We start from the raw sequence: 21950 nt of genomic DNA, 5'->3' as shown, positions 1-21950 counted from the left end.
CGCGGACGGAGTTCCTGCCCACGGTGCCGGCCCGCTCTCGGCGGGAAACCCCCGGAACAGGACGAAGCGGACGCGTCAGCTGACGTCCGCGCGCACGGTCCGCCACGTGCCGAGACCGGCCATGGCCACGGCGTACGCCGTCAGCACGAGGGCGCCGGCCCACCAGGAGAGCTGGGCGACGGGCTGGTTGTCGAAGCCACCCGTCGACGTGTCGAGCATCGCCGTCGTCGCCCGGCTCGGCAGGTAGGGCGAGACGCTCTTGCCCCAGTCGGTGAGGGCGAGCACGAGGCCGAGCACCGGCTCGACGATCCAGGCGACGGCGACCGAGATGAGCAGCGCGGCCACCTGGTTCGGGATGAGGATGCCGGCGCCGAGGCCGATGAGCGCCCAGAGCCCGAGCACGAGCAGGGAGAGGGCGAGGGTGCGCCAGATGGTGCCGTCCGCGAAGGGGGCGTGGCCCTTCGCCGAGAGCGCGATCGAGCCCGCACCGACCGCTCCCGCGAGGGAGAGCACGCCGTAGAAGGCGCCGATGACGAGCAGCGCGGCGACCTTGGCGGTCATGACGCGCACCCGGCGCGGCACGGCCAGGAAGGTCGCGGTGATCGTCTGGTGCCGGTACTCCGACCCGATCGTCAGCACGCCGATCGAGAGGGTGAGCAGGTAGCCGATCTGCAGGCCGCCGGTGAAGACCGACTTGGCGAGCGCGCCGTCGGTGGTCGGCGCGCCCGCACCCTGGGGGCCCTCGACGGCGGCGCTCGTGAAGACGAAGGCGAAGAGGAGGGCGAAGGCGGCGCCGCTCACCAGCACGGCGATCGCCATGCCCCACCACAGTCGGGTGGTCAAGAACTTGCGCAGCTCGGCGCGCACGGCGCGGGTCCACAGGTTCACGGCCGGCTCCCTTCGCGGTTCGGGGGCGGGAGGTCGACGGGCGGACCGGTCGGCGCGGGTGCGGCGAACGCCCCGTCGGCCCCGTCGGCGCCGGCCGTCGGCGCACCGTTCCCGAGGTTCCGGTTGCGGTTCGCCTCGGTCTCGGTGAGGTTGAAGAAGAGCTCCTCGAGGTGGGTCTGTTCGCTCCGCAGCTCGTGCACCGCGACGTCGCTCGCGTGCGCGACGTCGCCGACGACGGCGAGGTCCTCGGTCGTGACGCGCAGGCCCGCGCCGCTGGCGACGACCGTGAGCCCCCGCTGCCGCAGGGCGTCGGCGAGCCGTTCGGGGTCGGAGGTGCGCACGTATGCCGTCGCGTCGCCCCGCAGGTCGGCGACGGTGCCCTGGGCCACCCGTCGGCCGTTGGCGATGATGACGACGTCGTCGACCGTCTGCTCGACCTCCGAGAGCATGTGGCTCGAGATGAGCAGGGTGCGCCCCTCGTCGGCGAGGTGGCGCAGGAAGCCACGCAGCCAGCGGATGCCCTCCGGGTCGAGGCCGTTGGCGGGCTCGTCGAGGATGATGACGCGCGGGTCACCGAGGAGGGCGCCGGCGAGGCCGAGGCGCTGGCGCATGCCCATCGAGTAGCCGCCCGCCCGCTTGCGCGCCGCGGCGGGGATGCCGACGAGCTCGAGCAGCTCGTCGACGCGGGAGTCGGGCACCCCGGCGACGGCCGCCTGCACGCGCAGGTGGTTGCGCCCGGTGCGGCCGGGGTGGAAGTTCGTCGCCTCGAGGGCGGAGCCGACGACGGTGAGCGGGCTCGGGATGTCGACGTAGCGGCGTCCGTCGATGGTCGCGGTGCCGCCGCTCGCGCGGACGAGGCCGAGGAGCATGCGCAGGGTCGTCGTCTTGCCGCTGCCGTTCGGGCCGAGGAAGCCGGTGATGCGGCCGGGCTCGACGTCGAAGTCGAGCCCGTCGACGGCCGTGAAGGACCCGAAGCGCTTGGTCAGCCCCCGCACCTCGATGTGCCCGGCGACGTCGGGTCGTGCGCCCATCTCCCAAGCTCCCTCGCTCGTCCCTCCCCGAGCGGGAGGGGCCTCGTGACGTCAACTCAACCACACGGCACACGTCCTCGGCGGGCGACCCGGCCGGGCCCGCGGCGCGCTCCCTATAGTGGGCCCACCATGACCTCCTCCCACGACCACGAGGCCGGACGGCGGGCGCACCGGTGACCGAGTGGCTCCTCGTCCTCGGCGCCGTCCTGCTGACGGCGGCGACCGCCGTGTTCGTCGCCGCCGAGTTCTCGCTCGTCGCCATCGACCGGCCCACGGTCCAGCGCGCGATCGACGAGGGCGACTCGCGGGCCCGCGTCGTGCTCCAGTCGCTCAAGCAGCTCTCCACGCAGCTGTCGGCCGCGCAGGTGGGCATCACGATCACCACCCTCGTCGTCGGCTACCTCGCCCAGCCCTCCATAGGCGTGCTCCTCAGCGGGCCCCTCGAGGGTCTCGGGCTGGGCACGGGCGCCGTCGAGGCGGTCTCGAGCGCGCTCGCCCTCGTGCTGGCGACGGTCTTCTCGATGGTCTTCGGCGAGCTGCTGCCGCAGTTCCTCGGCATCTCGGCGCCGCTCGCGACGGCCAAGGTCGTCGCGCTGCCCGTGCGCGTCTTCGCCGTCATCGCCAAGCCGCTCATCGTCGTGCTCAACGGCTCGGCCAACGGCTTCCTGCGCACGCTCGGCATCGAGCCGCAGGAGGAGCTCTCCGGCGCGCGCACCCCGCAGGAGCTCGCGAGCCTCGTCCAGCGCTCGGCCGAGGCCGGCACCCTCGACATCACGACGGCCCGGATGCTGACCCGATCGCTCGGCTTCGGGGAGCGCACCGCCGACGACGTCATGACGCCGCGCGTGCGCTGCACGGGCATCCACCGCGACGAGTCGGCCGACGACGTGCTGCGGCTCTCGCGGCGCACCGGCCACTCCCGCTTCCCGGTGCTCGGTGACGACTGGGACGACATCGACGGTGTCGTGCACGTCAAGAAGGCCATGGCCGTGCCGCACGAGCGCCGCAAGGACGTGCCCGTGTCGGCCCTGATGTCCGACCGCCTCGTCGTGCCCGAGACGATCCGGCTCGACCCGCTCCTGCGCGAGCTGCGCGAGGGCGGCTTCCAGATGGCCGTCGTCGTCGACGAGTACGGCGGCACCTCCGGCATCGTGACGCTCGAGGACGTCGTCGAGGAGATCGTCGGCGAGGTGTCCGACGAGCACGACCGCAGCCGCCAGGGTGGGCGCGAGCTCGTCGACGGCTCGTGGACCGTGCCGGGACTGTGGCGCCCCGACGAGGTGCGCGACGCGTTCGACGCGGACGTGCCGGACGGGTCGACCTACGAGACGATGGGCGGCTTCGTCATGACGAGCCTCGGCCGGGTGCCGGTCGTCGGCGACGTCGTGCAGGTGCCGGGCTGGCGCATCCACGTCGTCGGCATGGAGGGGCGGCGCGTCGACCGGCTGCGCTTCGTGCCGGACCCGGACTCCCTGCCGGCGGCGCAGCACTCGGAGCAGGACTCGGAGAAGCACTCGGCGAAGGACTCGGCGGCGGACGGTGCGCGCCGGAACGTGACGACGGGGGAGCGGTCGTGAGCGGGGGCTGGGTCTACGTCGTCTCGGTGCTGCTGCTCCTCGGCAACGCCTTCTTCGTCGGCGCCGAGTTCGCGGCCATGGCCGTGCGCCGCTCGTCGCTCGAGCCGCTCGCCGACGCCGGCAGCAAGCGGGCCGCCTCGTGCCTGCTCGCCCTCGAACGGCTCGGCTCGATGCTCGCGACCGCGCAGCTCGGCATCACCGTCTGCTCGGTGGGCCTCGGTGCCCTGGCCGAGGCGGCCCTGCACCACCTGCTCGAGCCCGTCTTCCACGCGTGGGGCCTCGGCGACGCGTGGGCGAGCGGCGTGGCGCTCGCGCTCGCGCTGCTCATCGTGTCCTACCTGCACGTGGTCGTCGGCGAGATGATCCCCAAGAACCTCGCGATCGCCGGGCCCGACCGGGCCGCCCTCGTGCTCGTGCCGCCGCTCTACGTCGTCTCCCGTGCCCTGCGCCCGATCGTGCACGCCATGGAGACCGTGGCCAAGGCCCTCGTGCGCCTCTTCGGCGTCGAGCCGAAGGACGAGATCACCTCGGCGTTCACGGTCGAGGAGGTGGCCCACATCGTCGGCGAGTCGCGCCGTGAGGGCCTCATCGAGGAGGAGCGCCACGGGCTCGTGGCCAAGACCCTCGAGTTCTCCGACAAGCTCGCCCGCGACGTCGCGCTCGACGTGCACGCCCTCACGACGGTGCAGCTGGGGGCGACCCCCTCCGACATCGAGCGGCTCGTGGCCAAGCAGGGCTTCTCCCGCTACCCGGTGCGCGACGCGGCCGGCGACATCGCGGGCTACCTCCACCTCAAGGACGTGCTCTACGCCGACGACGAGCGGCACGACGAGCCGATCCCGCCCAAGCGGGTGCGGCGCCTCGCCACCGTCCGCGCGGGCGACGAGGTCGAGGACGTGCTCGCCACCATGCAGCTGACCGGCTCGCACCTCGCGCGCGTCATCGACGACGACGGCGAGGTGACCGGCGTCGTCTTCCTCGAGGACGTGCTCGAGGAGCTCGTCGGCGAGGTCACCGACAGCACGCAGCGCTGATCGCGTGTGCCGGCGGGGCGCCCCGCGTCACGCGCGGTCGGTGTCGGCGAGCCACGCGAGGTAGGCCGCGCCCCGTGGTGAGAGCTCGTAGCCGACGTCGTGGCTGATCGTCAGGCCGAGCGCCTTGAGCTTGCGGATGTCGACCTTCATCGGCAGCAGCTCGACGCCGCGCTCGGCCGCGAGCTCCTTCGAGACGACGTGCGGGTGGTCCCTGATCCACTCGAGGATCACGCGCGTCCACGGACCCGTGGGCCGGGCGTCGAGCCGGTCCAGCCGGCGTTGCAGGCCGGTCAGCTCGTCGTCGTCGGGGAGCTTCTCGCGCAAGGCGATCCGCGGGTCCTCGCCCGCCCAGCTGAGGCGGATACGGAAGACGGTGTCGCCACCTCGGCCGCCTCGCGCGGACGGTGCGCGGGTCGAGGGGCTGAGCGCCTTCTGCAACGCGGCGAGGTCGCGCAGCCCCGCCCTGCGGGCGTCGCGCTCGGTGAGGCGGTCCGGGTCGCGCACGGCGGTCACGGCGTCGAAGCGGACGAGTCCGGCGGAGGTCAGCTGGGTGCCGCCGACCGTGACGCGGGGCGTGTCCCACCGGCGGAAGGCCTGCGTGACGGTGCCGGCGCGGATGCCCTCGGCGACCGGCTTCGAGATGAGCACCTCGCCACTGTGGCAGACGCGGGGGAGTCGAGTGCCACGGACAGGACCCGACGACGAAGGCCGGTCGTCGGGCTCATCGCCCGACGACCGGCCTTCGTCACGTGGTGCCCCCGGCAGGATTCGAACCTGCGCTCCCGCCTCCGGAGGGCGGTGCTCTATCCCCTGAGCTACGGGGGCGGCTCGCACGTGAGTGCGCTCGGTGAGATTAGCAGCAGTGGTGCCCGATCGCTCAATCACCCCCGGGGTGCGGGGGAGCGCCCGGCTCCTAGACTCGCGGGCATGACGCCGGAGCAGCTGCGGGCCCTGCTGGTCGAGGTCGTCGAGCGCGCGGTCAAGGCCGGTGACCTGCCCGAGGACGCCCTCGCCGGTCCGCCCGACGGGCCCCTCTTCCGGCCGGCCGACCTGCGCGCGGCCGGCGTCGTCGCCGACTGGGTGACCCCTGTCGCGCAGCGGTGGGCGCCGGCTCTCCGGCTCGCGCCGCTCGACCTGGCCCGCGTGCTCGCGCAGGGGCTGACGCTCGACCGCTCCGTCGCGAGCGTGGAGGTGGCGCCGAGCGGGCTGCTCGCCGTCACGCTCGAGGACTCCGTGCGCGCGGCGGTCATCGCCCTCGTGCACGACCGGCCGGACGACTACGCGCTCGAGGAGTCCTCGGCCCGGCCGGAGCAGCTCGCCGAGCCGCCCGGCAGCCGCCCGCCCGGAGACCCCGTGCGCGCCGCGCAGCTCGCGCACGCCCGACTCTGCCGGCTCGTGCGCACCGCCGAGGCGGCCGGGGTGCAGCGTCGCGGCTCGGCCCGGCTCGAGGTGCTGACCCACGTGACCGAGCGGCACCTGCTCGTCGCGGTCGCCGACCTCCCCCAGCGGCTGCACACCCACGAGGGCGACCCCACCCAGCAGCTGCGGGCCGTGACCGACCTGGCGGCCCTGGCCGACGACTGGGACCACCCGGTGCGACCGCTCACCGCGGACGAGCCCGTGCGGTCGGAGCACGCCGTGCGGCTCGCCCTCGCCGACACGGTGCGCGTCGTCTTGCGCAATGGACTCGCCCGCGTGGGCGCGTCGGCCCCCGAGAGGATGTAGGCATGCGTGCACACGAAGCCGGAGCACTGCACGCGGAGGGCTATCGCGGCCCCGCGTGGCTCCAGACCCCCGTCGACGTCAACGCCCTCGTGCCCTCGCTGTGGGCGTCGTCCGTGGCGCGCGGCGACGACGGCGTGCTCAGCGTCGGCGGCGTCGCCGTCACCGAGCTGGCGCGCGAGTTCGGCACGCCGGCATACGTCATCGACGAGAACGACTTCCGTTCGCGCGCAAGGGATTTCAAGCAGACGTATGCCGAGGTGTTCGACGGCCTGTGCGGCGGCGCCGACGTGTTCTACGCGGGCAAGGCGTTCCTCTGCACCGAGGTGGCGCGGTGGGTGCACGACGAGGGGCTGCACCTCGACGTGTGCTCGGGCGGCGAGCTGGCCGTGGCCGTGCGCGCCGGGCTGCCGGGGGAGCGGATCGGTCTGCACGGCAACAACAAGAGCGTGGCCGAGATCCGCGCCGCCCTCGAGCACGGCGTGAGCCGCATCGTCGTCGACTCCTTCGACGAGATCGAGCGGGTCGCGGCCGTCGCGAGCGAGCTCGGCGTCGTCGCCCCGCTGCTCATCCGGGTCACCGTCGGCGTCGAGGCACACACGCACGAGTTCATCGCGACGGCGCACGAGGACCAGAAGTTCGGCCTCTCGCTCTCGGGCGGCCACGCCTTCGAGGCGGCCCGGCGCATCATCGCCAGGCCCGAGTCGCTCCGCCTCCTCGGCCTGCACAGCCACATCGGCTCGCAGATCTTCGACACCTCGGGCTTCGAGGTCTCGGCCCGGCGGATCCTCGGGCTGCACACGCAGATCGCGCGCGAGCTCGGCGTCGAGCTGCCCGAGCTCGACCTCGGGGGCGGCTTCGGCATCGCCTACACGACCGAGCACGACCCCCTGCCGCCGAAGCACCTCGCCGCCGGCATGGCCGACATCATCGAGCGCGAGTGCCGGGCCGAGGGCGTGGCCGTGCCGCGCATCTCCATCGAGCCCGGCCGGGCGGTCGCCGGGCCCACGACGTTCACGCTCTACGAGGTCGGCACCGTCAAGCCGGTCGCCCTCGACGGCGGCGCCGAGCGGGTCTACGTCTCGGTCGACGGCGGGATGAGCGACAACGTGCGCACGGCGCTCTACGACGCCAACTACTCGTGCACCCTGGCCAACCGTGCGTCGGAGGCCGACCCCGTGCTCGCCCGGGTCGTCGGCCGGCACTGCGAGAGCGGTGACATCGTCGTCAAGGACGAGTTCCTGCCCGCCGACGTGACGCCGGGCGACCTCGTGGCCGTGCCGGGCACCGGCGCCTACTGCCGGTCGCTGTCGAGCCAGTACAACCACACCCCCCGTCCACCCGTCGTCGCGGTGCGCGACGGCGTGGCCCGCGTCATCGTGCGGCGCGAGACCATCGACGACCTGCTCGCCCTCGACGTCTGATGACGACTGCAGATCCTGCGCCACGGATGTCCGGATCGCGAAACAATGGCCGTCCACTCCCCGGACAGACGGCAGGATTCGCACGTGGACAGCGCCGTGAATGACCGCCAGCCCCTGCGCGTCGCCCTGCTCGGGGCGGGGGTCGTCGGCGGAGCCGTCGCGCGGCTGCTCACCGAGCACGCCGACGACATGGCCGCCCGCGTCGGGGCGCCGCTGTCGATCGTCGGCATCGCCGTGCGCCGCGCCGGGCGTGACCGCGCCGCGCTGGGCGTCGACCCGCAGCTGTTCACCACCGACGCCGAGGAGCTCGTGACGCGGGCCGACGTCGTCGTCGAGGTGATCGGGGGCATCGAGCCGGCCCGCTCGCTCATCCTGCGGGCCATGGAGCACGGCGCCTCGGTCGTCACCGCGAACAAGGCGCTGCTCGCCGAGGACGGCCCGGCCCTCTACGACGCGGCCGCCCGCCACGGCGTCGACCTCTACTACGAGGCGGCCGTCGCCGGCGCGATCCCGCTGCTGCGCCCCCTGCGCGAGTCGCTCGCGGGCGACGAGGTGCGCCGGGTGCTCGGCATCGTCAACGGCACGACGAACTACGTCCTCGACAAGATGGACACGACGGGCGCGGGCTTCGCCGACGCGGTCGAGCAGGCCCAGGCACTCGGCTACGCCGAGGCCGACCCGACGGCCGACGTCGAGGGCTTCGACGCGGCCGCCAAGGCGGCCATCCTCGCCTCGCTCGCCTTCCACACGCGGGTGTCGGGCACCGACGTCTATCGCGAGGGCATCACCGAGGTGACCGCCTCGGACATCGCGGCCGCGCGCGAGATGGACGCCGTCGTCAAGCTCCTCGCGATCTGCGAGCACAGCGAGCGCGGGGTGAGCGTGCGCGTGCACCCGGCGATGATCCCGCGCTCGCACCCCCTCGCCGGCGTCCGCGAGGCCTTCAACGCCGTCTTCGTCGAGGCGGACGCCGCCGGGGAGCTGATGTTCTACGGCAAGGGCGCGGGCGGGGACCCGACCGCGTCGGCGGTGCTCGGCGACCTCGTGGCGGTCGCCCGGCACCGCGTCGGTGGTGGCCTGGGCCCGGGGGAGTCGAGCTATGCCGACCTGCCCGTGCTCACCATGGGCGACGCGCAGACGAGGTACCACATCAGCCTCGACGTGGAGGACCGCTCGGGCGTGCTCGCCCAGGTGGCGGCCGCCTTCGCCGACCACGACGTGTCGATCGAGACGGTGCGCCAGCAGCTCGTGCCCGCCGACGCGGGCGAGTCCGCCCGGGCCAACCTCATCGTCGTCACCCACACCGCGAGCGACGCGGCCCTCTCCTCCACGGTCGAGCGACTGCGCACGCTCGACGTCGTCCGTGGCGTCAACTCCGTCATGCGCGTGGAAGGTTCCTGATGGCCCACCAGTGGCGCGGAGTCATCCGCGAGTACGCCGACCGCCTGCCGATGCTCGAGGGGGCGCCGGTCGTCACGCTGCACGAGGGCGGAACGCCGCTCATCCACGCCGAGAAGCTCTCCGAGCGGGTCGGCGCCGAGGTGCACCTCAAGTTCGAGGGTCTCAACCCCACCGGCTCGTTCAAGGACCGCGGCATGACCACGGCCATCAGCGTCGCCGCCCGCAAGGGCGCCAAGGCGGTCATCTGCGCGAGCACCGGCAACACGAGCGCGTCGGCGGCCGCCTACGCGACGAAGGCCGGCATGACGTGCGGCGTGCTCGTGCCGGACGGCAAGATCGCCATGGGCAAGCTCAGCCAGGCCATCGCGCACGGGGCGACGCTGCTGCAGGTCGACGGCAACTTCGACGACTGCCTCACCCTGGCGCGGAAGCTGGCCGAGGCCTATCCCGTCGAGTTGGTCAACTCGGTCAACCCGGCGCGCATCGAGGGTCAGAAGACCGCGAGCTTCGAGGTCGTCGACGCGCTCGGCGACGCCCCCGACATCCACTGCCTGCCGGTCGGCAACGCCGGCAACATCACGGCGTACTGGCGCGGCTACCGCGAGTACCTCGCCGAGCCGGTCACCGACGCCCCCGCGGGGCCCGCGACGCACCTGCCGCGGATGTGGGGCTTCCAGGCCGCCGGCGCCGCGCCGATCGTGCTCGGGCACCCCGTCGACCACCCCGAGACCGTCGCGACGGCGATCCGCATCGGCAACCCGGCGTCGTGGCAGCAGGCGCTCGCCGCGCGCGACGAGTCGGGCGGTCGCATCGACGCGGTCACCGACGAGCAGATCCTCGACGCCCACCGCTACCTCTCGTCGCAGGAGGGCGTCTTCGTCGAGCCCGGCTCGGCCGCCTCGGTCGCCGGCCTGCTGGCGAGCCACGCGGCCGGCCTCGTCCCGTCGGGCGCCCGCATCGTGTGCACCGTGACGGGCCACGGGCTCAAGGACCCGCAGTGGGCCCTGCGCACCGCCGACGGGGGAGAGGTCGTGCCGACCCGCGTCTCCGTCGACGCGTTCTCGGCCGCGCAGGCGCTCGGTCTCGAGGGCTGACGCCGTGACCCAGGTCCCCGTGGTCCCCGCGGGCCGGTCGGTGCACGTGCGGGTGCCGGCGAGCAGCGCGAACCTCGGGCCGGGCTTCGACTCGATCGGCCTGGCCCTCGGGCTCTGGGACGACTACGTCGTCACGACGTCGGCCACCGCCGGGCTCGTCATCGAGGTCGCCGGTGAGGGCGCCGCGGAGGTGCCGACCGACGAGCGGCACCTCGTGCACGCGACGATGCGGCACACCTGGCGCGTCCTCGGGGTCGAGCCGCCGGCCGGTCTGCGCATCGAGGCCTCGAACGGCGTGCCGCACAGTCGTGGCCTGGGCTCCTCCGCCACGGCGATCGTCGCGGGCGTCATTGCCGCGCAGGCTCTTTCGTCGTCGTTCGACGACCGGAGGGATGCCGGGTGGCCGGCTCCGGGTCGTCCCCTCGAGCTGGACCTCGGCCTGGCCTCCCACGTGGCGAGCACCCTCGAAGGACACCCCGACAACGCGTCCGCCAGCGTGTTCGGCGGCCTGACCGTCAGCTGGATGCCCGACGCGAGCGGCCTCGACCACGACGAGCGCACCGTCACCGCGCGCATCGACCCCCACCCCGAGGTGGAGGTCGTCGTCTTCGTCCCCGAGACCCAGCTCGCCACGCGGACGGCGCGCGCCGTGCTGCCGGCGACCGTCCCGCTCGCGGCGGCCGCGGCAGGCGCGGGCCGGGCCGCCCTGCTCGTGCACGCCCTGACCGCCGACCCCTCGCACCTGCACGCGGCCACGCGCGACTGGCTGCACCAGGAGGCGCGGCGTCCCTCCTACCCGCACACGATGGAGCTCGTCGACCGGCTGCGGGCCCAGGGTCACGCCGCCGTCGTCTCCGGGGCGGGGCCGAGCGTGCTCGTGCTCACGACGGCGGCGAGGGCGGCCGACGTCGTGGCCGGCCCGCTCGCCGACCGCTGGGAGCGGCTGACGCCGGGAGTACCTCGCGTCGGCGCGACCGCGCACGTCGCCTGACCTGCCGAAACCGTGCCCCGCTTCACACGTCGCGTGGCCCCCGGGTGGTATCTTGAGGGCGCACCACAGGCCGCGTCATCGCAGGCCGGTGCACCACCCCCACGCTGAGGCCGTCGACACCTGCCTCTGGCGCGTTCGTCGCCGGCGTGGGTCCCAGACGGCCAGCAGCGCTGGTCCAAGTCCGGCCCGACGATCCGTTCCGGGCCGCAAACGAGGGGGAAGGATCCTTCGTGTCAGAAACCACCACGCGTCCGCTCTCAGGCCTGTCGGCCATGAAGCTGGACGAGCTCAAGGGCGTCGCCACGTCCATGGGCATCACGGGCACGGCGAAGATGCGCAAGAGCGATCTCGTCGAGGCCATCAAGGCCCGCCAGTCGGGCGGCTCGTCTGCCCCGTCGGCCGCCAGGACGGAGGTCGCCCCGGCCGCCGCGGCGACCACCGAGGCTGCCGCCCCGACCACGGAGGCCGGTGCGCCGGCGCCCGAGCGTGAGGGTGCTCCCACCCGTGGACGGCGACGCGCCGGACGGGCTGCCGGAGCGGCGACCGCCGCGCCGGCCGAGGCTGCTCCCGCGGCTGAGCCCGCGGGAGAGTCCGAGAGCGCTGCGAGCCGCTCCGAGCGCCGCGACGACGGTCGCGAGGAGCGCGGCGGCGACCACCAGCAGGACCGCCAGCAGAGCGAGCGCCAGCAGGACCGCCAGCAGGACCGCCAGCAGAGCGAGCGCCAGCAGGGTGAGCGTCGCGCCGACCGCCCGCAGGGCGAGCGCCAGCAGGAGCGCCAGCAGGGCGACCGGCAGCAGGAGCGCCAGCAGGGCGACCGGCAGCAGGAGCGCCAGCAGGGCGACCGGCAGCAGGAGCGCCAGCAGGGCGACCGGCAGCAGAACGACCGCTCGAACGACCGCTCGAACGACCGCTCCAACGACCGGGGTCAGGACGAGCGCCAGCAGCACGAGGCGCACGACCGCCAGGACGACGCGAACCGCTCGGGCGCCTCGCGCTTCGACGACGACGAGCGCGGCAGCCGGCGCAGCCGCAACCGCCAGCGCAGCCGTGACCGCAAGCGCGGCCGTGGGCGCGAGGAGGGCGGGCGCGACTGGAACGACTCCGAGGTCCAGGTCGGTGACGACGACGTGCTCGTGCCCGTCGGCGGCATCCTCGACGTGCTCGACAACTACGCCTTCGTGCGCACCTCCGGCTACCTCGCCGGGCCGAACGACGTCTACGTCCCGCTCGGCATGGTCAAGAAGAACGGCCTGCGCAAGGGTGACGCCGTCACCGGCGCCGTGCGGGCGCTCCGCGACGGCGAGCAGCCGTCGGGCAACGTCGGCCGGCAGAAGTTCAACGCACTCGTGCGGCTCGACACGGTCAACGGCACGACGCCCGAGGAGGCGGCCAAGCGCGTCGAGTTCGGCAAGCTGACGCCGCTCTACCCGCAGCAGCGGCTGCGCCTCGAGACCGAGCCGAACGTGCTGACCACGCGCATCATCGACCTCGTCGCCCCGATCGGCAAGGGCCAGCGCGGCCTTATCGTCGCCCCGGCCAAGGCCGGCAAGACGATGATCATGCAGACCCTCGCCAACGCCATCACGACGAACAACCCCGAGTGCCACCTCATGGTCGTCCTCGTCGACGAGCGGCCCGAGGAGGTGACCGACATGCAGCGAGCGGTCAAGGGTGAGGTCATCGCCTCGACCTTCGACCGCCCGGCCGAGGACCACACGACGGTCGCGGAGCTCGCCATCGAGCGCGCCAAGCGCCTCGTCGAGCTCGGCCACGACGTCGTCGTGCTGCTCGACTCGATCACCAAGCTGGGCCGGGCCTACAACCTGTCGGCCCCCCCGAGCGGCCGGATCCTCTCCGGCGGCGTCGACTCGGCCGCGCTGTACCCGCCGAAGAAGTTCTTCGGGGCGGCGCGCAACATCGAGAACGGCGGCTCGCTGACCATCCTCGCCACGGCGCTCGTCGAGACCGGCTCGAAGATGGACGAGGTGATCTTCGAGGAGTTCAAGGGCACCGGCAACATGGAGCTGCGCCTCAACCGCGAGCTCGCCAACCGCCGCATCTTCCCGGCCGTCGACATCAACAGCTCGGGCACGCGCCGCGAGGAGATCCTCCTCGCGAGCGAGGAGCTGAAGATCATGTGGAAGCTGCGGCGGGTCCTCGGCGGCCTCGACACGCAGCAGGCGATCGAGCTGCTCATGGACCGCCTGAAGAAGACGAAGACGAACTACGAGTTCCTCACGCAGATCCAGCAGACGAGCAGCGCGAGGCTCGACGACGAGTCCTGACCCGGGCCGCCGGATCACACCCGAAGGGGCGGAGCCAGCCGGCTCCGCCCCCTTCGGCACGTCCATACCGTGGCGAAATAGCGGAGATGGGTGGTTTGTTCCTAAACTGCGTACTCACACCCTGCGTTCCGATGGAGAGCCATGTCCGTGCCTGCCGGCGACCCCAGCTCAGTCCGCGTCCTCGTCGCCGACGACGACGCCGACATCCGCGACCTCGTCGAGTTCAAGCTCACGCAGGCCGGCTTCGCCGTGCAGGCAGTGCCCGACGGCCTCAGCGCCTGGGAGGCCTTCTGCGCGGACCCGCCGCAGCTGGCCGTGCTCGACGTGATGATGCCCGGCCTGTCGGGCATCGACGTGCTGCGCAAGATCCGCGAGAGCGACCACGCCGGCGTGCCGGTGCTCCTGCTGAGCGCCAAGTCGCGCGACTCCGACGTCGACACCGGCTTCGCCGTGGGCGCCGACGACTACGTCATCAAGCCGTTCAGCCCCCGCGAGCTGCTCCACCGGGTCAACGGCATGCTCGCGCGGGCCCGGTGAGGACCGGGACCTGCTGATGGTCGGCTCGGCGCTGCTCATCGGCGCGACCGTGGTGGTCTTCGGGGCCTGCCTGCTGCTCGTGGTCGCCGTCGTCATCGTGCGCGCGAGGCGGCACAGCCGCCGCCAGCGTGACGAGATGATCCTTGCCCCGTTGCGCGTCCCGCTCATCACCGTCGCCGCGGGGGAGGACGACGACGGGTCGGCCGCCCAGACGCTCTCCTGGACGACCGGCACCTCGCGCGACGTGCTCGACGCCACGATCGTCGAGCTCCTGACGAAGATCCGCGGCGTGCCGGCGGAGGACCTCGTCCGGGTGCTCGAGGGGCACGGGGCCGTCGAGGTGGCCCGTGCCGACCTGACGAACCGCTCGCCGGTGCGGCGGGCCCGCGCGGCCCAGCTGCTCGGACTGGCCAGGGTCGGCTCGTCGCTGCCGCAGCTCGTCGAGCTGCTGCGCGACGAGTCGGTCGAGGTGCGCAACAGCGCGGCCTACGCGCTCGGCCTCATCGGTGACCCGAGTGCGGCCGGAGCGGTGCTCGCCGCGATCGGCATCCCCGACCGGGGTCTGCCCGCGGCCACGGCGGCGGAGGCGCTCCAGTCGATGGGCGTCGGGGTCGCCGACGCCCTCCACGACGGACTGCGCGACCCGCACGCCCGCACCCGCATGGTGGCGGCGCACCTGAGCGCCGAGCGCAGCTTCACCCGCGGGCTGCCGGAGCTGCGCGTCATGCTCGCGCACGACCCCGACCTCACGGTGCGCGAGACGAGCGCCACGGCGATCGGCCGCCTCGGCCGCACCGAGGACGCCGAGGTGCTGGGCCGGCACACGACGGCGGCCGAGCCGCTGCCGCTGCGCCGCGCCTGCGCCGCCGCCCTCGCCGACCTCGGGGTCGCGGAGTCGGTGCCGACGCTCGCCCAGCTGCTCGACGACCCGGACCCGCGTCTCGCCGAGGTGGCCGCCGGCGCCCTCATCGCCCTGGGCCCGCTGGGCCGCGTGGCCCTCGCCTACCGCGAGGACTCGCCGGCCGTGCGCACGGCGCGGCTCCTGGCCGACCTCCAGCGGGCGTCCGCATGAGCTGGGACGGCTTCGTCGACGGGCTGCGGGCCGCCGTCGTGTGGGTCATGGACGTCACGAGCGTGCCGATCATCGTCTACTTCGTGCTCATCAACACCTCGCTGCTGGTGCTCGTCGTGCTCGCCTACGTCGAGTTCCGGTCGCAGCAGCGCCGCCGTGCCACCGCGCTGACCTGGCAGGGGGCCGGCATGGCCCCGGGCGTCTCGCTCCTCGTGCCCGCCTACAACGAGGAGGCGGGCATCGTCACGGCGGTCAAGTCCTTCCTCACCCTGCGCTACCCGCGGCACGAGGTCGTCGTCATCGACGACGGCAGCACCGACGCGACGTTCGCCCGGATCGAGGAGGCGTTCGACCTCGTCGCGGTGCCGCGCGAGCTGCCGCAGGAGATCCCCGTGCGGGCCCGGACCCTCGGCGTCTACGTGCCGCGGGACGGGCGCACCCGGCTCGTCGTCGTGCGCAAGGAGAACTCGGGCAAGACCGAGGCGCTCAACCTCGGCATCAACGCCGCCAGTGAGCCCCTCGTCGCGATGCTCGACGGCGACTCGATCCTCGAGCCCGACGGCCTGCTCCACGTGACGCGTCCCTTCGCCGACGACCCGACGCGGATGGTCGCGACGGGCGGTGCGATCCGGCCCGTCAACGGCAGCCGCGTCGTCTCCGGGCGCATCGTCGACGTCGAGATGCCGCGCAACTGGCTGGCCCGCATCCAGCTCGTCGAGTACCTCCGGGCGTTCCTGCTCGGTCGCACCGGCTGGTCGCGGCTCGGGGGCCTGATCCTCATCAGTGGCGCCTTCGGGCTCTTCCGGCGTGACGTCGTCGTCGAGGTCGGTGGCCTCGAGCCCGACACCATCGGCGAGGACTTCGAGCTCGTCATGCGCATCCACAAGAAGCTGCGCGACGAGGGGCGCGACTACGCCATCGAGTTCGTGCCGGAGCCGGTGTCGTGGACGGAGGTGCCGGTCAGCGCGCGGATCCTGCGCCGGCAGCGCAAGCGCTGGCACCGCGGGCTGTGGGAGACGCTCTGGGCGTACCGCTCGATGCTCTTCCACCCGCGCTACGGTCGCGTCGGCTGGGTCGCCCTGCCGTACTACTGGCTCTTCGAGCTGCTCGCGCCGCTGCTCGAGCTCTTCGGCATCATCGTCGTGCCGCTCGCCCTGCTGCTCGGCGTCATCAACATCCCCTTCGCCGTGCTCTTCCTCGTGCTCGCGTACGGCTACGCCGTGCTCGTCACCCTCGCGGCGATGGTCGTCGACGAGTGGGCCTTCCACAAGCACGACCGCTGGCGGGCCATCTGGCAGACCATCGCGGCCTCGGTGCTGGAGAACGTCGGCTACCGCCAGGCGACGGTCGTGTGGCGCCTCGAGGGCTGGTGGGCCAGCCTGCGGGGCAAGAAGCACGTGTGGGGCGTCATGACGCGCACCGGTTTCGACGAGGACGCCGCGTGACCGCGGGGCTGCCCGCCCTCTCGAAACGCTCGGTCGGCAGCCAGATCCGGGTGCTCATCGGCATCCTCATCGTGCTCGTGCCGGTCGGGGTCGGCATCTCGATCGCGACGATCCACTCGCAGGGGGCGGCCGTGCGGGCCCTCACCCTCGCCTACGGGCCGGCCGTGGAGGCGAACAACGCCGTGCTCCTGTCGATGACGCGCGCGGAGGCCGCGTGGCGCCAGGCGAGCGGAGGCGGGCCCGGCGCGGTGGACCCCGCGACCCTCGAACCGGACGTCCGGGCCCAGCTCGACCGCGCCGAGGCGGCGCTGTCGAGCGACGAGCTCGGTGACGACGACCGGGCCCGCCTGCTCACGTACCTCCAGCAGGAGCAGGCCACGGTCGACGCGTGGTTCGGAGCGGCGGCCGCCTCGCTCGGGGCGCCCGCGACGAACGACAGCAGTGGCAGCGCCGGCGAGCCCTACCGGGCGTCCGCCCGGCTGGCGTACAACCGCTTCCTCGCGAGCAACAGCGCGCTCGGCGACCGGGTGCGTGAGCAGCGCGACGCCGCGCGGGCCGCCTCCCGCGAGGCGAGCGGCAGCACCTCGGTCGTGCTCGTCGGCCTCGGGGCCCTCATCGTGCTCGTCCTCGTCGCGGCCGGCTTCGGCATGGACCGCTCGGTCGGACGTCCCCTGGCCCGGCTGCGCGAGGTCGTGCGGCGCCAGGCGGAGGAGGACGTCATGCTGATGGCGAACCAGGAGGAGGGCGCGCTCGAGGTGCGCATGCTCGCCCGCGACTTCAACGACCTGACCCGCGCCAACGCACGGCTCGTCGACCAGCAGGCCGCGGTGCTCGAGATGCAGGAGCTCGTGCTCGACGTGGGCCGGGGCGCCCGCTCGGCGGGCGACGTGGACGAGGCGCTGCAGCGCGTGTGCGCGCGGCTCGGCGCCGGCCTCGGCGCGGACCGCGCCCTGCTCTACACGCTGAGCGAGGACGGCCACGCGACGGGCGAGCGCCTGCAGTGGCACACCGACGACCTGCCCGACCTGCCGCCCCTGCCGCGCTCCCTCGCCCAGCAGGTCGGCGTGCTCAACGAGGAGCTGCGCCGCGACATCGGCTTCCTCGGGGTCGGTGACCTGCTCTCGCACGAGGCGTTCGACGACGAGCGCGCGCGGGCCTTCCACCGGGCCACCGGGGCCCGGTCGCTGCTCATGCTGCCGCTCGGCACGGGTGGCCGCGGCCTCGGCATCCTCTGCGTCATGATGGTCAACGCGCCCCGCCGCTGGCACCGCCACGAGATCCAGGCCGCCCAGCAGTGCGCGGCCATCGCGGCGCAGTCCATCGTCGCGCTGCGGCTCTCGCAGATGCAGGACGAGCAGGTGCGCCGCCTCACCGAGCTCGACCGCCAGAAGACCGACTTCATGGCGACGGTGAGCCACGAGCTGCGCACCCCGCTCACCTCGATCAGCGGCTACCTCGAGCTGCTCGTCGACGGCGACTTCGGCGACGTCAGCAAGAGCCAGCACGTCGCGCTCGACATCATCGGGCGCAACACGACCCGCCTGCGCGGCCTCATCGAGGACCTCCTCGTGCTCAACAAGATTGAGATCAGCGGCCTGCAGGCGATGGCCGAGGAGGTGGCCGTGCGCGACCTGCTCCGCACCGTCACCGAGACGATGGAGCCCGTGGCGGCGAGCGGGGGCGTGCACCTGCTCTGCACCGACGTGCCGGACGACCTCGTCGTGAAGGTCGACCGCGGGCAGGTCGAGCGCGCCCTGATCAACCTGGGCTCCAACGCCGTGAAGTTCACCCGCAAGGGCGGCGACGTCGTGCTCTCGGCCGAGCGCTCGGGCGACTCGACGATCATCTCGGTGCAGGACACCGGCATCGGCATCCCGGCCGCCGACCTCGCCCGCCTCTCCGAGCGGTTCTTCCGCGCCGGCAACGCGACGGCGGCCGCGATCCCCGGCACGGGCCTCGGCCTCGCCATCGTGCGCGCCATCGTCGAGGGCCACGGCGGCGAGCTCGTCATCACCTCGGTCGAGGGGGAGGGCACGACGATGCAGGTGGTGCTCCCCGTCGCGCAGCCCGCCATGGTGTCGGCCTGACGGCACCCACGGCCACCGGACGGCATCCGGCGGCGGCGCCCCGGCCGCGGGGAATGCGGGGCCCCCGGCGTGCGTTTGGGAGGAGGTGCGCCTCTCTGGCACACTCTTCCTTCGGACCGGTTCACGGCTGAGCAGCTCGCACGCACGAGCAGCGACGACTCCGACCCGGCCACACCACCTCAAGGAGACGACGTTGAAGAAGGACCTTCACCCCGCCTACGTCGAGACCACGGTCACCTGCACCTGTGGCTCGACGTTCACCACTCGCAGCACCGAGACGTCCGGCAAGATCTCTGCCGACGTGTGCTCGCAGTGCCACCCGTTCTACACCGGCAAGCAGAAGATCCTCGACACCGGTGGCCGCGTGGCCCGGTTCGAGGCCCGGTACGGCAAGAAGGCCGCCAAGTAGGTCTCCCGCACGCCGGCCCCCACGACTTCGGTCGAGGGGGCCGGCGTTCGTCGTATCGCGACGCTCCCGCGTACCGCCCCACCAGCGAAGGGCCACCCGTGCTCGAATCCGTGCAGTCCATCCTCGACGAGTACGCCGACCTCGAGACCCGGCTGGCCGACCCCGCCGTCCACGGCGACCAGGACCTCGTGCGCACCCTCAACAAGAGGTATGCCGCGCTCGCGCCCACCGTCGCCGCCGCGCGCGAGTGGACGGCGGCCGGCGACGACCTCGCGGCCGCGCGCGAGCTGGCCCTCGAGGACGCGGCGTTCGCCGAGGAGGTGCCGGCGCTCGAGGCCCGCCTCGCGCAGGCCGAGGAGCACCTGCGCCGGATGCTCGTGCCCCGCGACCCGGAGGACGACCGCGACGTCATCCTCGAGGTGAAGGCGGGCGAGGGCGGCGACGAGTCGGCCCTCTTCGCCGGCGACCTGCTGCGGATGTACCTGCGCTACGCCGAGCAGCGCGGGTGGCGCACCGCGATCGAGGACGCCACCGAGAGCGACCTCGGCGGCTACAAGGACGTGCGCGTCTCGATCAGGGCCAAGGGCACCCCCGGCCTCGGCGAGGCCCCGTGGGCGCGCCTCAAGTACGAGGGTGGCGTGCACCGCGTGCAGCGGGTGCCCGTCACGGAGAGCCAGGGCCGCATCCACACCTCGGCCGCCGGCGTGCTCGTCATGCCCGAGGCCGAGGAGGTCGAGGTGACGATCGACCCCAACGACCTGCGCATCGACGTCTACCGCTCGAGCGGGCCGGGTGGCCAGAGCGTCAACACGACCGACTCGGCCGTGCGCATCACGCACGTGCCGACGGGGCTCGTCGTGTCGTGCCAGAACGAGAAGTCGCAGCTGCAGAACAAGGAGGCGGCGATGCGCGTGCTGCGCGCGCGGCTGCACCAGATGGCCCAGGACGAGGCCGACGCCGAGGCCAGCGCGGCACGCCGCTCGCAGGTGCGCACGGTCGACCGCTCCGAGCGCATCCGCACCTACAACTTCCCGGAGAACCGGATCTCCGACCACCGCACGGGCTACAAGTCCTACAACCTCGACGCCGTGCTCGACGGCGACCTCGACCCCGTGGTCCGGTCGGCGCTCGACGCGGACGAGGCGGCCAAGCTCGCGGCGCTCGCCGGCGGGTCCCCCGCGTGAGCGAACCGTCCGCGACCGACCTGCGTGACGGCATCTGGGCGGCGACGGCGCGCCTGCGCGAGGCCGGGGTCGCCTCCGCCGACGTCGACGCGGTGGAGCTCGCCGCGTTCGTGCTCGGCGTCGAGGTGGGCGAGGTGCGCCGGCTGCTCGTGCTCGGCGGCCGCACGCTCCCGAGCCGGTATGCCGGGCTCGTCGACGAGCGCGCGCGTCGCGTGCCGCTCCAGCACCTCACCGGCCGGGCACACTTCCGCCACCTCACGCTGTCGGTGGGCCCGGGCGTCTTCGTGCCGCGCCCCGAGACCGAGGTGCTCGTCGACCTCGCGCTCGCCGAGGTCGACCGCGTGGCGGCCGCGCGCCCCGACGCGCCCGTGCGGGTCGTCGACCTGTGCTCGGGCTCCGGGGCGATCCCGCTCGCGATCCGGCACGAGCGGCCCGAGGCCGTCGTGCGGGGGATCGAGCTGTCGACCGATGCCCTCGCCTGGGCCGTCGCGAACCGCGACCGGCTCGGCCTCGACGTCGAGCTCGTGGCCGGCGACGCCACCCGGCCCTGCTTCCCCGACTGGTCCGGCACGGTCGACGTGGTGACCGTCAACCCGCCCTACATCCCGACGGGCGCCGTGCCGCTCGACCCCGAGGTGCGCGACCACGACCCCGAGCTGGCGCTCTACGGCGGCAGCGAGGACGGGCTCGCCATCCCGCTCGCCACGGCGCGGGTCGCGGCCGGACTGCTGCGCCCCGGCGGTCTGGTGCTGCTCGAGCACGCCGACTCCCAGGGCGAGAGCCTGCCGGGCCGGCTGGGACGCACGGGGGAGTGGACCGACGTGACCGACCACCCGGACCTCTCCGGACGCCCGCGCGTCACGGCCGCCCGCCGCGCCCGCTGACAGGGGGCCCGGCGGCCGGCCCGGCGCGGGCCAGTAGGCTCGGGCGCGTGAGCGAGCGCTACGACTGCACCGATCCCGACGGCCGCGCCGAGGGCATCTCGGCCGCAGCGGCGGCCGTGCGCCGGGGCGACATCGTCGTGCTGCCGACCGACACCGTCTACGGCATCGGCGCCGACGCCTTCGACGCCACCGCGGTCGCGTCGGTGCTGGCGGCCAAGGGCCGCGGGCGCGACATGCCGCCCCCGGTGCTCATCCCGACGGCGCGCACCGCCCAGGGCCTCGCCACGCAGGTGCCCGACTACGCCCAGCGGCTCATGGAGCGCTTCTGGCCCGGTCCGCTGACGCTCGTGCTCAAGGCCCAGACGTCGCTGCACTGGGACCTCGGCGAGACGAACGGCACCGTGGCCCTGCGCGTGCCCGCGAACGAGGTGGCCCTCGAGCTGCTCGGCGACATCGGCCCGATGGCCGTCACGAGCGCCAACACGACGGGCGACCCGGCCGCGCGCACGGCCGACGAGGCGGAGGCCATGCTCGGCGCGGCCGTCGCCGTCTACCTCGACGGCGGTCCCGCCGGCGAGGGCGACCCCTCGACGATCGTCGACTGCACGGGCGAGACCCCGGTCACGCTGCGCCTCGGCGCCCTCGGCCAGGACGAGCTCGACGCCGCCCTCGAGCCGGAGCCCGTCCTCGAGGCCCCGGAGCCGGGCGCCGCCCCCGAGCCCGCCGACGACGCGCACGACGCCGACGACGCGGACGACGCCGACGACGCGGACGACGCGACCGACGCGACGGACGCCCCGACCGAGGACGAGGCGCCTCAGGAGCCGCACGAGCTGTCCACCACGGAGCGCCCCGCCGACGCCTCGGGCCCCACGCAATAGAGTT

The 21950-nt window shown here is 73.6% G+C and carries 19 protein-coding genes and 1 tRNA gene; 16 read left to right on the top strand and 4 right to left on the bottom strand.

Annotation, left to right across the window (positions count from 1 at the left end; translation table 11 throughout):
- Positions 1-75 precede the first annotated feature (75 nt).
- Together ABT295_RS07035 and ABT295_RS07030 are read right to left on the bottom strand one after the other, a co-directional pair.
- Complete coding sequence (locus ABT295_RS07035; protein ID WP_352393683.1) at positions 76-888, bottom strand: ABC transporter permease; 813 nt, start codon at positions 886-888, stop codon at positions 76-78.
- A complete protein-coding gene (locus ABT295_RS07030; RefSeq protein ID WP_352393682.1) occupies positions 885-1919 on the bottom strand; it encodes an ABC transporter ATP-binding protein in 1035 nt (344 codons plus the stop codon). The genes ABT295_RS07035 and ABT295_RS07030 overlap by 4 nt, the downstream gene beginning before the upstream one ends.
- Positions 1920-2092: 173 nt before the next feature.
- On the opposite strand from ABT295_RS07030, the gene ABT295_RS07025 reads away from it, so the two are divergent.
- Both ABT295_RS07025 and ABT295_RS07020 read left to right on the top strand, forming a co-directional pair.
- On the top strand, positions 2093-3496 hold the full coding sequence (locus tag ABT295_RS07025) for a hemolysin family protein (protein WP_352393681.1): 1404 nt from the start codon (positions 2093-2095) through the stop codon (positions 3494-3496).
- On the top strand, positions 3493-4530 hold the full coding sequence (locus ABT295_RS07020; protein ID WP_352393680.1) for a hemolysin family protein: 1038 nt from the start codon (positions 3493-3495) through the stop codon (positions 4528-4530). The genes ABT295_RS07025 and ABT295_RS07020 overlap by 4 nt, the downstream gene beginning before the upstream one ends.
- Positions 4531-4557: 27 nt before the next feature.
- On the opposite strand, the gene ABT295_RS07015 is transcribed toward ABT295_RS07020, so the two are convergent.
- Together ABT295_RS07015 and ABT295_RS07010 are read right to left on the bottom strand one after the other, a co-directional pair.
- Complete coding sequence (locus tag ABT295_RS07015; RefSeq protein ID WP_352393679.1) at positions 4558-5178, bottom strand: ASCH domain-containing protein; 621 nt, start codon at positions 5176-5178, stop codon at positions 4558-4560.
- 102 nt (positions 5179-5280) lie between these two features.
- Positions 5281-5355 (bottom strand) — tRNA-Arg (locus ABT295_RS07010).
- Between the two features lie 102 nt (positions 5356-5457).
- On the opposite strand from ABT295_RS07010, the gene ABT295_RS07005 reads away from it, so the two are divergent.
- From ABT295_RS07005 to ABT295_RS06940, 14 genes are all read left to right on the top strand, one after another.
- Positions 5458-6255 carry a DALR anticodon-binding domain-containing protein gene (locus ABT295_RS07005; protein ID WP_352393678.1) on the top strand — a complete coding sequence of 266 codons (798 nt, stop codon included), beginning with the start codon at positions 5458-5460 and terminating at the stop codon, positions 6253-6255.
- A gap of 2 nt (positions 6256-6257) precedes the next feature.
- Entirely contained in the window at positions 6258-7676 is a 1419-nt protein-coding gene (gene lysA, locus ABT295_RS07000) for a diaminopimelate decarboxylase (RefSeq protein ID WP_352393677.1), read from the top strand.
- 45 nt (positions 7677-7721) lie between these two features.
- A complete protein-coding gene (locus tag ABT295_RS06995; RefSeq protein ID WP_502991076.1) occupies positions 7722-9077 on the top strand; it encodes a homoserine dehydrogenase in 1356 nt (451 codons plus the stop codon).
- Complete coding sequence (thrC, locus tag ABT295_RS06990; protein WP_352393675.1) at positions 9077-10171, top strand: threonine synthase; 1095 nt, start codon at positions 9077-9079, stop codon at positions 10169-10171. The genes ABT295_RS06995 and thrC overlap by 1 nt, the downstream gene beginning before the upstream one ends.
- A gap of 4 nt (positions 10172-10175) precedes the next feature.
- On the top strand, positions 10176-11162 hold the full coding sequence (locus ABT295_RS06985; RefSeq protein ID WP_352393674.1) for a homoserine kinase: 987 nt from the start codon (positions 10176-10178) through the stop codon (positions 11160-11162).
- 272 nt (positions 11163-11434) lie between these two features.
- Positions 11435-13447, top strand: coding sequence for a transcription termination factor Rho (gene rho / locus ABT295_RS06980; RefSeq protein WP_502991133.1), 2013 nt, complete (start codon positions 11435-11437; stop codon positions 13445-13447).
- 141 nt (positions 13448-13588) lie between these two features.
- The gene (locus ABT295_RS06975; RefSeq protein ID WP_352393672.1) at positions 13589-13984 is read left to right on the top strand and encodes a response regulator transcription factor; all 396 of its coding nucleotides are present in this window, start codon (positions 13589-13591) and stop codon (positions 13982-13984) included.
- Positions 13985-14000: 16 nt separating this feature from the next.
- A complete protein-coding gene (locus ABT295_RS06970) occupies positions 14001-15056 on the top strand; it encodes a HEAT repeat domain-containing protein (RefSeq protein WP_352393671.1) in 1056 nt (351 codons plus the stop codon).
- The gene (locus ABT295_RS06965) at positions 15053-16501 is read left to right on the top strand and encodes a glycosyltransferase family 2 protein (protein ID WP_352393670.1); all 1449 of its coding nucleotides are present in this window, start codon (positions 15053-15055) and stop codon (positions 16499-16501) included. The genes ABT295_RS06970 and ABT295_RS06965 overlap by 4 nt, the downstream gene beginning before the upstream one ends.
- The gene (locus ABT295_RS06960) at positions 16498-18588 is read left to right on the top strand and encodes a sensor histidine kinase (RefSeq protein ID WP_352393669.1); all 2091 of its coding nucleotides are present in this window, start codon (positions 16498-16500) and stop codon (positions 18586-18588) included. Before ABT295_RS06965 ends, ABT295_RS06960 begins: the two co-directional genes overlap by 4 nt.
- Before the next feature lie 193 nt (positions 18589-18781).
- Complete coding sequence (gene rpmE / locus ABT295_RS06955) at positions 18782-18997, top strand: 50S ribosomal protein L31 (protein ID WP_141818918.1); 216 nt, start codon at positions 18782-18784, stop codon at positions 18995-18997.
- A gap of 98 nt (positions 18998-19095) precedes the next feature.
- On the top strand, positions 19096-20181 hold the full coding sequence (gene prfA / locus ABT295_RS06950) for a peptide chain release factor 1 (protein ID WP_352393668.1): 1086 nt from the start codon (positions 19096-19098) through the stop codon (positions 20179-20181).
- On the top strand, positions 20178-21065 hold the full coding sequence (gene prmC, locus ABT295_RS06945; protein WP_352393667.1) for a peptide chain release factor N(5)-glutamine methyltransferase: 888 nt from the start codon (positions 20178-20180) through the stop codon (positions 21063-21065). Before prfA ends, prmC begins: the two co-directional genes overlap by 4 nt.
- A 47-nt stretch (positions 21066-21112) precedes the next feature.
- A complete protein-coding gene (locus ABT295_RS06940) occupies positions 21113-21946 on the top strand; it encodes an L-threonylcarbamoyladenylate synthase (protein WP_352393666.1) in 834 nt (277 codons plus the stop codon).
- Positions 21947-21950: the final 4 nt, after the last annotated feature.

Source organism: Terrabacter sp. NPDC000476, from assembly GCF_040300125.1.
Taxonomy (GTDB): domain Bacteria; phylum Actinomycetota; class Actinomycetes; order Actinomycetales; family Dermatophilaceae; genus Terrabacter.
Note: the sequence above shows the minus strand (reverse complement) of the source record. Positions and strands in the feature narration are given on the sequence as shown.